Annotated in this window: 11 protein-coding genes and 1 tRNA gene; all 12 read left to right on the top strand. The window is 70.2% G+C overall.

Annotation, left to right across the window (positions count from 1 at the left end; translation table 11 throughout):
- Positions 1-3 precede the first annotated feature (3 nt).
- The 12 genes from priA to RDU83_03700 all read left to right on the top strand — a co-directional run bounded on the left by priA (position 4) and on the right by RDU83_03700 (position 13,456).
- Positions 4-2,091, top strand: a complete 2,088-nt coding sequence (gene priA / locus RDU83_03755; GenBank protein MDQ7840127.1) for a primosomal protein N' — start codon at positions 4-6, stop codon at positions 2,089-2,091.
- A gap of 70 nt (positions 2,092-2,161) precedes the next feature.
- A complete protein-coding gene (def, locus tag RDU83_03750; GenBank protein ID MDQ7840126.1) occupies positions 2,162-2,677 on the top strand; it encodes a peptide deformylase in 516 nt (171 codons plus the stop codon).
- An 11-nt stretch (positions 2,678-2,688) separates the two neighbouring features.
- Complete coding sequence (gene fmt, locus RDU83_03745) at positions 2,689-3,654, top strand: methionyl-tRNA formyltransferase (GenBank protein ID MDQ7840125.1); 966 nt, start codon at positions 2,689-2,691, stop codon at positions 3,652-3,654.
- 35 nt (positions 3,655-3,689) lie between these two features.
- On the top strand, positions 3,690-4,373 hold the full coding sequence (locus tag RDU83_03740; GenBank protein ID MDQ7840124.1) for a zinc metallopeptidase: 684 nt from the start codon (positions 3,690-3,692) through the stop codon (positions 4,371-4,373).
- Positions 4,363-5,739 (top strand): 16S rRNA (cytosine(967)-C(5))-methyltransferase RsmB, encoded by a 1,377-nt coding sequence (gene rsmB / locus RDU83_03735; protein ID MDQ7840123.1) that lies wholly within the window; start codon positions 4,363-4,365, stop codon positions 5,737-5,739. The genes RDU83_03740 and rsmB overlap by 11 nt, the downstream gene beginning before the upstream one ends.
- A gap of 64 nt (positions 5,740-5,803) precedes the next feature.
- Positions 5,804-6,850 (top strand): 23S rRNA (adenine(2503)-C(2))-methyltransferase RlmN, encoded by a 1,047-nt coding sequence (gene rlmN / locus RDU83_03730; protein MDQ7840122.1) that lies wholly within the window; start codon positions 5,804-5,806, stop codon positions 6,848-6,850.
- Complete coding sequence (locus RDU83_03725) at positions 6,847-8,847, top strand: PASTA domain-containing protein (protein ID MDQ7840121.1); 2,001 nt, start codon at positions 6,847-6,849, stop codon at positions 8,845-8,847. Before rlmN ends, RDU83_03725 begins: the two co-directional genes overlap by 4 nt.
- Positions 8,844-9,530: a ribulose-phosphate 3-epimerase gene (gene rpe, locus RDU83_03720; protein ID MDQ7840120.1), complete on the top strand. Its 687-nt coding sequence runs from the start codon at positions 8,844-8,846 to the stop codon at positions 9,528-9,530. The genes RDU83_03725 and rpe overlap by 4 nt, the downstream gene beginning before the upstream one ends.
- Positions 9,527-10,567, top strand: coding sequence for a histone deacetylase (locus tag RDU83_03715; protein ID MDQ7840119.1), 1,041 nt, complete (start codon positions 9,527-9,529; stop codon positions 10,565-10,567). Before rpe ends, RDU83_03715 begins: the two co-directional genes overlap by 4 nt.
- 97 nt (positions 10,568-10,664) lie before the next feature.
- Complete coding sequence (locus RDU83_03710; protein MDQ7840118.1) at positions 10,665-11,969, top strand: S1 RNA-binding domain-containing protein; 1,305 nt, start codon at positions 10,665-10,667, stop codon at positions 11,967-11,969.
- Positions 11,970-12,011: 42 nt separating this feature from the next.
- Positions 12,012-12,089, top strand: a tRNA-Pro gene (locus RDU83_03705).
- Positions 12,090-12,187: 98 nt separating this feature from the next.
- On the top strand, positions 12,188-13,456 hold the full coding sequence (locus tag RDU83_03700) for a glycosyltransferase (GenBank protein ID MDQ7840117.1): 1,269 nt from the start codon (positions 12,188-12,190) through the stop codon (positions 13,454-13,456).
- The last annotated feature ends 27 nt before the right edge of the window (positions 13,457-13,483 follow it).

Below are 13,483 nucleotides of genomic sequence, written 5' to 3'. Positions count from 1 at the left end.
CACATGCAGGGTGACGGTCCTGTTCTTATTGCGCTCGACCTTCCGCTGCGAGCCGGGGACGCCGCGTTCACTTTCTCAGCCGGCGCGGCCGCGGGCGCGCCGCGCGGGTCAGGGGTCATCGTGGCGTTCGGCCGTCGGCTCCTCCCCGGCATCGTGCTCGGAGAAGGCGCGCCGCGGAAGGGTCTTCGCCCTGTACTGGCGCTGGCCGGTGCAGCCCCGCTTGTTCCCCCCGAAGTCGTAGATCTGGCCGAGTGGGTCGCGGCGGAATACCTTTCCTCGATTGGGGAAGCCCTGGCAGCCGCAGTGCCGTGGGATGCGCTGTGGTCCGGCGTGCGGCTTCGCTGCGAGGGCGGGGAGGCCGTGAACCAGCCCGCACCGGCGAGGGCCGCGCTGGAGGCCATGGAGCGCAAGCCTGTATCGCTGGTGCGGGCGGCCCGCCTGCTTGCGCCGGCTTGGGAGACCCTAGGACCCATCGCGGAGAGCCGTGTCCTGAAGGCGATCTGGGCGGCGGCGAGGGGAGGTGCTTCCGGGGTTGGGGCGGTGCAGCCGGGGGGTGCGGCACAGACGCAGGCAGGCAGCGGTCTGTGCGTCGCGGTGCGCGAGGCGATGAGTGGCGGGCCGCGCCAGATCCTGGTCGCCGGATGGAGCAGGACCCCCGCGTACCTTGCGGCCATCCGGTGTGCGCGCGCGGCAGGGTGGTCCACAGTGGCGGCGTTTGCGTCCGTGGATGCCGCATCCGAGTTCGCCCAGGCCGCGGACCACGCGGGTCTGGAGCCCGTGCTGTCGCACGGAGATCTCCCGGCGGCGGCCCGGCTGGGCGCCTGGCGCCGCGCGATGGGCGCGCGGCAGGTACTGGCGGTCGGGACGCGCGGCGCCGTCTTCGCGCCGGTCGCAGGCCCCGTGCTCGCGATAGTGGACGATGAGGACGGCAGCGGCCACAAGGAGGAGCGCGCGCCGCGGTACGTGACGCGCGCGGTGGCCGCCGAGCGCACTCGGGCCGCGGGCGTCCTGGTGGTCGGGGCAACCACGCCTCCGGTAGCCACCTACGCCGGTGTGCGCGATGGCAGCCTGCGCCTAGTCGCGCTCCCGTCGCCGCGCGTCCGCCTCGGCATTATTGACCTCCGGCGCCGCCCGGATCCGCGGCAGGAGATCAGCCGCCCGCTCCAGGACGCCGTTTTGAGCACCGCGCGGCGCCGCGGCCGCGTCGTGCTGATCTGCGACCGCAAGGGCTATGCCGGAGGCCTGCAGTGCGGGGAGTGCGGTGTGGTGGCGCAGTGCCGCCGGTGCGGTGTGGCGATGCCCTACGACCGCAGCCGGCGCCGGCTGCGCTGCAGGTTCTGCGCGCTGACCGAGGCCGCGCCCCACGTCTGCTCGCGATGCGGCGCCGCCCGCCTAATGCCGGTGGGCGCCGGCTCCGAGCGTCTCGTTGCGCTCCTGCGCCGGATCACCCCTGCGGTCTGGAGGTTTGACAGCGATGTCCTCGGTTCGGGCGCCGAAGCCGCCGCGCTGCTCGCGCCGTTTCGTGAGCGCGGCGGCGTGCTGGTCGCCACCTCCCTGGTGCTGCCCCATCTGGGGGCACTCCGGCCCGATCTCGTCGGCTTCGTGGCGGCCGACAGGATGCTGCACCGGCCCGAGTACCGGGCCGCGGAGCGGGCGCTGGCGTTGATCCGGACCGTGGGCATGGCAACCCGGGCGCTGGTGCTCGTAGAGACCGCCGATCCCTCCCATCCGGCCGTTCGCGCCGTCACCGCTCCCAGTCTCAGGCCGTTCTACGCCGGGGAACTCGAAATGCGCGAGGCGCTGGGCTATCCACCGTTCCGGTCCCTGACGGCGCTCCGCATAACCGCCCGGGCACAGGCGGCCGCCGAGGCCGTCGCGGCCCGGCTCGCCGCCGGCGCGACGCCGGAGGTCGAGATCCTGGGCCCGATCCCGGAGGCAGGCGCGCCGTGGGAGGGGAGGGCGCGCTGGGAGATCGTCATCAAGGCCGCCGGCCGCTCGGCCGCGAACCGCCTGGTGCGGCCCCTGCTGCTGGGGATCGGCGTGCCCCGTGACGTGCGGATCAGCGCCGATGCCGACCCGCACGACCTATGAGGCGGCAAGGAGGCCTGCGCGATCCGGTGCGCGTTGAAGCCACGGCCCTGCCCGTGCTATCGTGAAGAGCGTGGCAGACACCGCAACGGCAAGAGAAATCATCACGGTCTGGGACCCCAAGGCGGCGATCCTGCGCAGGCGCGCGACTCCGGTTGGGAAGGTGACGCGGGAGATTGTGCGGCTCATCGAGACGATGCTGGACACCGTGCGCGTCGCCCACGGGCTGGGTCTGGCCGCGCCGCAGCTAGGCGAGGGCGTGCGCGTGATTGTCGCGCAGGTCGAGGACCGCACCGTGACGCTGGTAAACCCTGAGGTTATCCGGTCCGCCGGCGAGGAGACGGCCGCCGAGGCCTGTCTCTCCGTCCCCGGCATGTACGGGGACGTTCCCCGCTCAGTGGCGATCTCGGTGCGGGGCAAGAACCGCCGCGGCCGCCGGGTCACGATCGAGGCCACCGGGCTGCTGGCGCGCGTTCTGCAGCACGAGATTGACCACCTCGACGGCATCCTGTTTCTCGACCGAGTCCGCGATCCCAGCACCATCGGATGCGTGACCGCCCCTGGCGAGGCGGCTCCGGCGGCCGAGTGACCGTGGGATAGATGGACTCCCTCCGGGTGGTGTTCCTGGGCACCCCAACCTTCGCGCTCCCCTCGCTGCACGCGATCGCCCAAGCCACAACCGTGGTCGGTGTCGTGACCCAGCCGGACCGCCCCTCGGGCCGGGGCCGGGTCCCGGTGGCGCCTCCGGTGGCGGTGGCGGCGCGAGAGATGGGGCTGCGGCTGCTGCAACCAGAGAGTCTGAGGTCGGCGGAGGCGCTGGCAGAGCTGTCGGCGCTGCGGCCGGACCTCCTGGTGACCGTGGCGTACGGCCGGCTCGTGCCCGGCGCGGTGCTTGCGCTCCCGCCGATGGGCTGCATAAACCTCCACCCGTCGCTGCTCCCGGAGTACCGGGGCGCCTCGCCGATCCAGCGGGCGATCGTCGACGGCGCTGCCTCAACCGGCGTCACGGTAATGCACCTGGCCGAGGAGCTCGACGCCGGCGACATCATCCTCCAGCGCCGGGTCGCCGTCGGGCCCGAGGAAACTGCCGGCGAACTCGAGGCGCGACTGGCCCTGGAAGGCGCCGTTCTGCTCCTCGGGGCCGTCGGCCAGATCGCCCGGGGTGAGGCCCGCCGCCGGGCGCAGGACCACGCGCGCGCGACCTATGCGGGGAAGCTCTCGAAGGCCGACGGCGCGATCCAGTGGGCGCGTCCTGCCCAGACCCTGGTCAACCTGGTCCGCGCGATGAACCCCTGGCCGTGCGCCCACACGACGTGGCGCGGCGGCATCCTCAAGGTCTGGCAGGCCCGGGTAACGGATGGGCAGGGCCCCCCGGGGCTGGTGCTGGAAGCAGGGGAAGCCGGGATCACGGTTGCCGCGGGTGAGGGTGCCGTGGCGCTCGTCGAGGTGCAGCCCGAGGGAGGCCGGCGCATGCCTGCGGCCGCCTTTGCGCGCGGCCACCGCATAGCCGCGGGCGACCGATTGGGCGACCGACTGGGCGAGAGTGAGGCGCCAGGGGGGCTGTGATAGAATGAAGGGCAAGATCCCTTGGGGGTAAGCACATGTTCTTCGGTGACGGTACGTTCCTGATTCTGATACCCGCCCTGGTGCTCGCGGCGTACGCTCAGTTCAAGGTCCGGAGCACCTTCCGGCGGTTCAGCCAGGTGCGCACCATGGGCGGTCGCACCGGTGCCGAGGTGGCGGCGGAGCTGCTGCGGCGACGCGGCCTGAGCCACGTGAAGATCGAGCCGGTGCAGGGCCTGTTGGCCGACCACTACGACCCCAGGACCCAGACGCTGCGGCTTTCCCCAGAAGTGTACGGGAGCGACTCGATCGCAGCCGTTGGCGTGGCGGCGCACGAGTGCGGCCATGCCCTCCAGCACCACGAGAAGTACGCTCCGCTGGCCCTGCGATCCGCGATCGTGCCCTTGGCGAGCATCGGCTCGAACGCGGCGTGGATCCTGTTCATGATCGGCATGTTTGCCGGCATGCGCCCGTTGATGGATCTCGGCATCCTGCTGTTCCTGGGCTACATCGCGTTCGCGCTGGTTACGCTGCCGGTGGAGTTCGACGCCAGCCGCCGGGCCGTCGCCGTGCTGCAGGGAGAGGGCCTGGTGATGCCCCGCGAGGCCGACGGGGCCCGCGCCGTGCTGAACGCGGCCGCGCTGACCTACGTGGCCGCCGCCGCTATGGCGGTGATGCAGCTCGTGCGCTTGGTTCTGCTGCGCAACATGCGTGACGAGTAAGCCGGCAATCCCGGCGGCGACGCCCGCGCGCGAGGCCGCCTTCGCCGTGCTGTACCGCGTGGAGGCGGCCGGTGCATTTGTCAGTGCCCTGCTCTTTCGGACCCTGGCCCGCTCGTCATTGTCCGATGCCGACCGGGCGCTGACCACCACGGTTGTGCTGGGGGTACTGCGCCACCGCGCGCGTCTCGACCACGCGCTGGCCGCGTTGCTGTCGCGGCCCTTGGATACGCTGCCGGCTGCGATACGGACGGTCCTGCGTATGGGCGCCTTCGAGGTTCTGGAGCTCGATCGCGTGCCCGCCCCTGCCGCTGTGTCCGAGGCCGTGGCACTGGCCCGCAGGCACGGGCACGCTGGGACCGCCGCTCTGGTGAACGCGGTGCTGCGTCGTCTCGCCGCCGAAGGCCCGGTACCTCCGCCGGAGGCCGGATCGGACCCGATTGGGCACCTCTCCGTGGTGCACTCGCACCCCGGCTGGCTGGTGACCCGCTGGGTGGCCCGGTGGGGGATGGAAGAGGCGCAGGCGCTGCTGGCGGCCAACGCGCGCCCGGCGCCGACGACCCTCCGCGTGAACACCCTGCGGACGACGCGGGACGAGCTGATGGGTCTGCTCCGTGCACGCGGGCTGGACGCCGATCCCGGGATCGTACCCGAGGCGGTCCGCGTCCATGGTTCGCTCATCGGCCGCCTGCCGCTGTACGAGCAGGGGTTGTGTGCCCCGCAGGACGAGGGCGCCATGCTCGTAGTCCACGCCCTCGCCGATGCGGCGGTGTCCGGCTCAACGGTTGTTGACGCCTGCGCCGCGCCCGGCGGCAAGTCGCTGCACCTGGCGGCCCTGATGGCCAACCGCGGCCGCGTGCTGGCCGTGGACGTCCATCCCGGCAAGGTCCAGGCGCTGGCGCGACGGGCGGCCAGCTTCGGCGCGACCTGCGTCGAGGTGCACAACCTGGACGCGGCGGAGATCGGACGGCGGTGGCCCGGCGCGGCCGACGCGGTGCTGGTGGACGCTCCCTGCTCAGGGTTGGGCACCGTCCGGCGCCGCCCGGAGATCAAGTGGCGCATAGATGAGCAGTGGCTGGTCCGCAGCGCCCAGAAGCAGCAGGCGATCCTGCGCGGAGCAGCAGGCGCGGTCCGGCCCGGCGGCACGCTGGTGTACAGCGTCTGCAGCAACGAGCCGGAGGAAGGCCCGGAGGCGATCGGGGGATTCCTCTCGGCGCACCCGTCGTTTGCGTTCGCCCCGTTCGCCGGCACCTTTCCCCAGGTGGTGGGCGGTCACCCGGTTGACGGGGTGGAGGCAGGGGAGGCACACCTCCTGCCCCACAGGCACGGTACCGATGGCTTCTACATCGCCCGTCTCCGGCGGCTATGAACGCAACGAGCGAGAGGACGCTATAATCAGGAGGTCGCCGGTTGCAGCGGCGACCTGTGGAACGATGATGCCGATCGAACTGGTGGGCTGCACGCTCAAGGAGATCGAGAGCGCCCTCGCGCCGATGGGTGAGCCGCGCTACCGCGCCCTCCAGATCGCGCGCTGGATCTACCAGCGACGCGTGTCTCGCTTCAGCGAGATGACCGATCTGCCGCAGCCGCTGCGCCGGCGGTTGGAAGATGTGGCGACCCTGATGCGGCTGCGTGCGGTTGCCCGTTCGGACGCCCCGGGAGATCTCACCACCAAGTTCCTGCTCGGTCTACCCGACGGCCGGACGATCGAGACCGTACTGATGGGCTACGACGACGGCCGTCGTTCGGTCTGTGTTTCGACGCAGGTGGGGTGCGGCATGGGATGCACCTTCTGCGCCACGGGCATGGCCGGGTTGGTACGGAACCTTACCGCCGGGGAGATCGTGGACCAGGTCCTGCTGGTCGGCGGCGAGACCGACGAGCGCGTAACCCACGTCGTATTCATGGGCATGGGCGAACCCCTGGCCAACTACGACGCAACGCTGCGCGCGGTGCGCCTCCTCAATGCCGACTACGGGCCGCACATCGGCATGCGTCACATGACTATCTCGACGGTCGGATTGGTGCCGCAGATTCGCCGCCTGGAGGAGGAGCGGCTGCAGCTCACCCTGGCGGTGTCGCTCCACGCGCCATCCGACGAGCTGCGGTCGCAGCTCGTGCCGGTCAACCGGCGGTGGCCGCTGACTGAGCTACTGGCGGCCACGCGCGACTACGCATCCGCCACCGGCCGCCGGGTTACCTTCGAGTACGTGCTCATGCACGGTGTCAACGATCACGACGACCATGCACGCCGGCTGGCGTCGCTGCTGTCGGGGAGCGGCGCGCACGTGAACGTGATACCCTGGAACCCGGTCCACGGGCTGCAATACGCGCGGCCACCGGTCCACGCGGTGCACCGTTTCGCGGCGCTGGTGCGCCGGGGCGGCGCGTCCGCCACTGTTCGCCTGGACCGAGGGGTGGACATCCAGGCCGCCTGCGGGAAACTCCACCAGACCCGGGCCGTGGGGGTTCCGGCATGAGCGTGAGCCGAGGCGCCGTTATCGCCGGGCGGTACGAGGTGGCGGAGCGCATCGCCGAGGGCGGGATGTCCACTGTTTACCGGGCGCGCCGGCTGGACGACGGTGCGGTTGTGGCGCTCAAGGTCCTGCGCGGGGAGTACGCCGCCGACCACGAGTTCATAGAGCGATTCGCCCGCGAGGCCCGCGCCGCGGAGGCCCTGGCTCACCCGAACATCGTCCGCGTTCTGGAAAGCGGGCAGGACGGCGACACGTACTTCATCGCGATGGAGTACGTGGACGGCCCGGACCTGAAGGCTTACCTCCGGCGGGTCGGTCGCCTCGAGCCCGCCGATGCGGAACGCATAGCCCTGCAGGTTTGCGAGGCGCTGGAGTACGCCCACCGCCAGGGAATCATCCACCGCGACGTGAAGCCTCAGAACATACTCCTGGCTCCCGACGGCAGCGTGAAGGTGGCAGATTTCGGGATCGCCCGGGCCCTGGCCACCAGCACGATCACGCAGCCCGGCACGGTCATAGGGACGGTTCACTACCTCTCGCCCGAGCAGGCGCGCGGCGCCTCCGTCGGCCGCGGATCGGACATCTACGCGCTGGGCGTGGTGCTCTTCGAGATGCTGACGGGCAGGCTGCCGTTTGCCGGTGACAGCCCGATCGCGATTGCGCTCAAGCACCTGCACGAATCACCTCCCGCTCCCCGCTCGATCGAGCCCAGCATCCCCCTGCGGCTTGAGGGGATCATCCAGAAGGCCATGGCCAAGCCGAGCCAGGACCGCTACGGCTCGGCCCGCGAGATGGCAGGTGACCTGGAGGGAAAGACCGAGTTGTGGAAGGAGACCGCCGCGATCGACGAAGGCACCACCCGCCGTTTTGCAATCACCGGTGAGGTGGCGCCGCGGCATCGCCCGCGAGGAGCCGCGCTCCGAATTGCCGCCGCGGTGCTGGTCCTCGCCGCGCTGGGCGCATGGGCCGGCTGGCAGGCGGTGAGCGGCTACCTTAACGTCCCCGAGGTAGAGATGCCGGACCTGGTAGGGCGGACGCTGCCCCAGGCCGAGCTGATCTCGCAGCAGGCGGGTCTGACGATCGCGGTCACGGAGCGGGCCTACAGTTCCACCGTGTCCCAGGACATCGTCCTCTCGCAGGACCAGCCACCGGGGAAGCGTGTCAAGCGGGGACGGAGCGTTGGCGTGGTGCTCAGCCTGGGAGCGCAGCTTGTTACGGTGCCCGACCTGGTGCGCCGGACTCTCCAGGAGGCGCAGCTCGCGCTGGAGGGAGCGGGTCTTCAGGCCGGGACGCTTCAGGAAGGATACGACGAGATCGCGAAAGCGGGAACGGTGATCAGGCAGGACCCGCCCGCGGGCTCGCGCGTGCCGCTGGACACACCGGTGTTGCTCGTGATCAGCCGCGGCCCTGCCCAGGTGGAGATGCCGTCGCTCGTGGGTCGCACGTTGGCAGATGCCAGGCAGCTCCTGGAGGAGCGGGGCCTGGTGATCACCCATCTCCGCACGCTGGCGACCATGGCCGCCGAACCGGGAACGGTCTTGGAGCAGTCTCCGCCGGCCGCAACTCCCCTGCGCCCTGGGACGGTCCAGATAATCCTTACCGTCAGCGCCAGGCCCGGAGAAGAGAGCGCTCCGCCTCGGGCTCCGGTCATAACCGCCGAGCCTCAGATCGTGGAACCCCAGCGGCCTCCGACGCCGACGCCCGGGCCACGCGTTCAACCAGCACCCACACCGACGTCTGGCCCCCGCGTTCTGCCGTCGCCGCAGCCTTCGCCCGCGGCTTCGCCGGGCCTGGCACGCCGCACCCGAGTACAGGTAATCGTCCCCGAAGGCGGAATGCAGGAGGTCAGGATCGTGGTCATTGATGAGACCGGTGTGCGCACCGCCTATCAGGCCCCGCACTCGCCCGGAGACCGGGTTGACCAGACCGTGAGCAGCCAGGGGTACACGATTATCCAGATCTATGTGGACGGCCGCCTGGTCCAGGAGATCCGGCCGTGACCGTCCCTCGGCCGCCGGCCCACACGGGGCGCGTGCGCATCGCGGCGAGCATACTTAGCGCCGACTTGACCCACCTCGCGGAGGCCGTGGGTGCGGCCGAGCGGGGCGGCGCCGACATGATCCACGTGGACGTCATGGACGGTTGCTTCGTCCCGCCTATCACAATGGGTCCCATGATTGTGGAGGCGCTGCGCCGTGTTACCACCCTGCCGCTGGACGTTCACCTGATGATCTGCCGGCCCGAGCGCCACCTGGAGGCGTTCGCCCGCGCCGGCGCTTCCAGCCTGGCCGTGCATCCCGAGGCGACGGCGCACCCGCACCGCGCGCTGTCCCAGATCCGGGCCCTCGGCGTCCAGGCCGGGATCGCCCTGAATCCCGGTACGCCCCCGGAGGTCTGCGCCGAGTTGAGGGACATCCTGGATTTCGTGGTTGTCATGAGCGTCAACCCGGGCTATGCGGGGCAGCCCTTTCTGGCGGGCGTCCTTCCCAAGATCGGACGCCTGAGAGCGCTCCTGGTCGGTTGGTCCGGCTGGGTGGGCATAGACGGGGGCATATCGCCGCAGACCGCAGGTCCTGCCGTCGCTGCCGGCGCAGACGTACTGGTTGCCGCCTCGGCGATCTTCAACGCCCCCGAGGGTATCGAATCAGCCGTCGCCGCCCTGCGGGCAGCCGCCCACCCGTGAGCGTGCTCTACCTCACCCATCCCACCAGTGAGCGGCACTTGACCGGCGCAGGACACCCGGAGAGGCCGGAACGCCTCCAAGCGATCCAACGGGCGATCGGAGAGAGCGGGCTGGCCGATCTGGTGGAGGTGTCCGCGTTCCCGCCGGTTGAGCGGGATCTCCTGCTCTCGGTTCACTCTGCCGCGTACGTTGACGAGTTGGAGGCGATGGCGCAGCGCGGGGGCGGGTGGCTGGATCAGGACACCCGTGTCGGCGCGGACTCGGCGCTCGCCGCCGCCTACGCGGCCGGCGCCGCAGCGCATGCGGCAGAGGCGCTGTGCGCCGGAGAGGCCTCCCGCGCCTTCGTCACCGTCCGTCCTCCCGGTCACCATGCCCTGCCGGAGCGGGGAATGGGGTTCTGCCTGCTCAACAACGCCGCGGTGGCCGCGGCCGCGGCGCGCCGCTCGGGCAGGAAGCGTGTTATGATTATTGATTGGGACGTCCATCACGGCAACGGAACGCAGGCCATCTTCTGGCGCGATCCAGGGGTGCTGTTCATCTCCCTGCACCAGGAGTACTGGTACCCAGGCACCGGCGCTCTTCAAGACGTCGGTGAGGGCCCTGGGGAGGGGTTCACCGTGAACCTGCCGCTTCCGGCCGAGACAGGGGACGGTGGGTACGAGGAAGCCTTCACCGAGGTGGTGCTCCCGCTTGGCTCGGCCTACAACCCGGACTTCCTGATTGTTTCGGCAGGGTACGATGCCCATTTTGCCGATCCGCTGGGAGGCATGGTCATGACCGCCCGGGGATTCGGCCGGCTGGCACGGCTGCTCGAGGAAGCGGCCCGCGCGTCCGGGGCGCCACTGCTTGTCACGCTGGAGGGCGGCTACGATCTGGCGGCGCTGGGAGCTTCCGCCGTGGCGACGCTGGAAGCGCTGGTCGGTCGCACGGCCTGGGGCATCCCAGACGAGGAGCCGCCGCCGGAAGCCCCATCCGCGGCGATCCGCCCGCGGCTGCGCGCGGCGCGGGGCCGGATGCTGAACTACTGGCGGATCTAGGGCGGGAGGAAACCCCGTTGTCGCGGCGAAGACGCCTAGATGTGCCCGGAGGAATCAATGGCCCGGGACGGAGTACGCGTGAGAGGGCGTGGCAGGCATGAGCGAAGAGATCATGGTGTACGGCGATCAGGTTCCTGGGAGCGATGCGTTGGATCTAGAAAACGCGGTACCGAGGCTCCAGGAGCGACAGATCGTCAAAGGAACGGTTGTGCGCATTGATACCGAGGGCATCCTGGTGGACGTGGGCGCCAAGTCCGAGGGGCTGATTCCACCGAAGGAGATGACCCGTCACGGTGACGAGGTGGACGCGGTATCGGTGGGCGACCAGATCAACGTCATGGTGATGCGCGTGGAGGGCGAGGAGGGCAACATCATCCTCAGCAAGAAGCGGGCCGACTTCATTCATGCCTGGGATCGGATCGCCCAGATGAAGGAATCGGGCGCGATCCTGCACGCGATGGTCGTTGACAAGGTCAAGGGCGGCCTCGTGGTGGATCTGGGCGTGCGCGGGTTCGTACCCGGATCACACGTGGATCTCTCCCAGGCAAAGGGCCGGCGCTTCGAGTGGTTCGTGGGCCAGTCCATTCCGCTTCGGGTGATCGAGGTGGACCGCGGCAAGGGCCGGGTGATCCTATCTCACCGGCTGGCCGTGGAGGAAGACCGCAAGTCCAAGCGCGAGGAGGTACTGGGCGGCCTGGTGGAAGGCGCAATCGTCGAGGGCACGGTGAAGCGCATCACCGACTTCGGTGCGTTTGTGGACCTCGGCGGCGTGGATGGCCTGCTGCCCATCAGCGAGATGGCCTGGACCTACATCCGGCATCCTTCCGAGGTGGTCCGCCGCAACCAGCACCTGCGCGTGCAGGTTCTGCGGGTGGACAGGGAGAGCGGCAAGATCTCCCTGGGCCTCAAGCAGATTCTGGACGACCCGTGGGCCGAGGTATCCGAGCGGCATCGCGCGGGCGAGGTCGCAAAGGGCAAGGTCGTGCGCATCGTGCCGTCCGGGGCGTTCGTGCGTCTCCGCGACCTCGACGCGTTCCTCCCGATCGCCGAGCTGGCGGAGCGACGCGTCGGTAAGGTGGAGGATGTGGTTGAGGTCGGCCAGGTGATCGAGGCAATGATCACCGAGATACGGCCCGAGGAGCGCCGGATGCTGCTCAGCCTTCGGCGTCTGGCCAGGGAGACCGAGCGCAAGCGCGTGAAGGACTATATGCGGGCGCAGGAAGATGAAGGGCGGATCACCATCGGTGACGCGGTAGGTGACGCCATGGGCGCCCTGCTCCGGCAGGCGGCGGAAGCCAGGGCGGAGCACCCGGAGCCCGAAGCATCCCCGGCCGAAGAAGACGGTCCGGCCGAGTCCGCGGTGGAGTCCGAGCAGACGGTGGAGTCCGAGCAGAAGGAGTGATGACTTGCCCGCCGGCGCTCCCTTGACTACAATGGAGCGCAGCGGGGAGTGGCGCAGCTTGGTTAGCGCGCAGCGTTCGGGACGCTGAGGCCGGGGGTTCAAATCCCCCCTCCCCGACCATACAACCGAGGACCGTGGATGCGCGGGGCGGCGCACGAGCGCTGCCCCTTCGCGTTGGCGGTGCTGCGGACGGCTATCTTGAACCGAAGGAGAACGGTGTGACGTCGCGAACGATAAATGGATCAGCCGGCCCGGGCGTCCGGCGGTCCCGTGCGGGACGGAGGTGGGTCATCGAGGGCGTGCCCCGTGACGACGGCCCCGTGCGCGTGGGGGTGTTCTCCGATTCCTACCTCCCGCGGATCAGCGGCGTCGTACGCTCGATCGAGGCCTTGGTGGCAGAGCTCCGGCGCCAGGGACACCAGGCCGCGATCTTCGCGCCCGCGTATCCGGGCTACAGGGACGACGACCCCGATGTAGTTCGATTCCCTTCGGTTCGGGCGCCCGGGATCCCTGACTTCCCGCTGGCCATCCCGGTGGCCCGGAGCTTCACAGCCGGCCTGCGCGCCCGGCATCTCTCCGTGATCCACACCCACTCGCCGTTCCTCATGGGGACCGCGGGTCTTTACGCGGCCCGCCGCCTGGGGTTGCCGCTGGTTTTCACGCATCACACGATGTACTCGGAGTACGTGCACTATGTCCCGATCGTGTCCCAACGGTTCTCCCGCGAGGTGGTTACGCGGTACACGATAAAATACTGCAACCGCTGCTCGCTGGTCGTCGCGCCTTCCCATGCCGTGCGGAACTGGTTGTTGGCACGCGGCGTTACCGCTCGGGTCGAGGTTCTCGCGACCGCGGGGTTCGAACTGGACCGGTTCGATCGTCTGAACCCGCACTGGGTCCGGCCCAGGCTTGGGATCCCCGCGGGCGTGCCCCTGGTCATTACGGTCGGTCGCCTGGCGCGAGAGAAGCGTTTTGACGTGCTGCTGGCGGCCTTTGCCGTGGCCGCCCAGGGGACGCCGGCGCGCCTGCTGGTCGTCGGCGGCGGCCCTGAGGCCGCGGCCCTCCGGCGCGCGGCCGCGGAGCGGGGCATAGCCGGGCAGGTGATCTTCACCGGCCCGCTCGATCACGACCGGGTCCTCGACTGCTACGCGGCCGCCGACCTGTTTGCTTTCTCGTCGCCCACGGAGACGCAGGGGCTCGTCGTGGTGGAGGCGATGGCGGCCGGCCTGCCGGTGGCCGCAGTGGGCGCAGGAGGGGTGTCCGAGGTTGTCAGCGACGGGCTGACCGGACTTCTGACCGGTCTGGACGCCGAGGCGCTGGGCACGGCGATTCGCCGGCTCCTTGGCGACGAGGCGCTGCGGAGCCGCCTTGCCGCTGCCGGTCGGACCGCGGCCCAATCCTACGCCATCGAGACCCTTACCGAGCGGTTGGTTGGACTGTATCGTCATGCTGCAATGGTTACACCTATCGTCGCAGCGCCCGATTAGACTCTCGCCGCCCCTGGCGGCGGTCGG

It is taken from the genome of bacterium, from assembly GCA_031082185.1.
GTDB lineage: Bacteria > Sysuimicrobiota > Sysuimicrobiia > Sysuimicrobiales > Humicultoraceae > VGFA01.
This window is presented reverse-complemented; position numbering and strand designations above follow the sequence as displayed.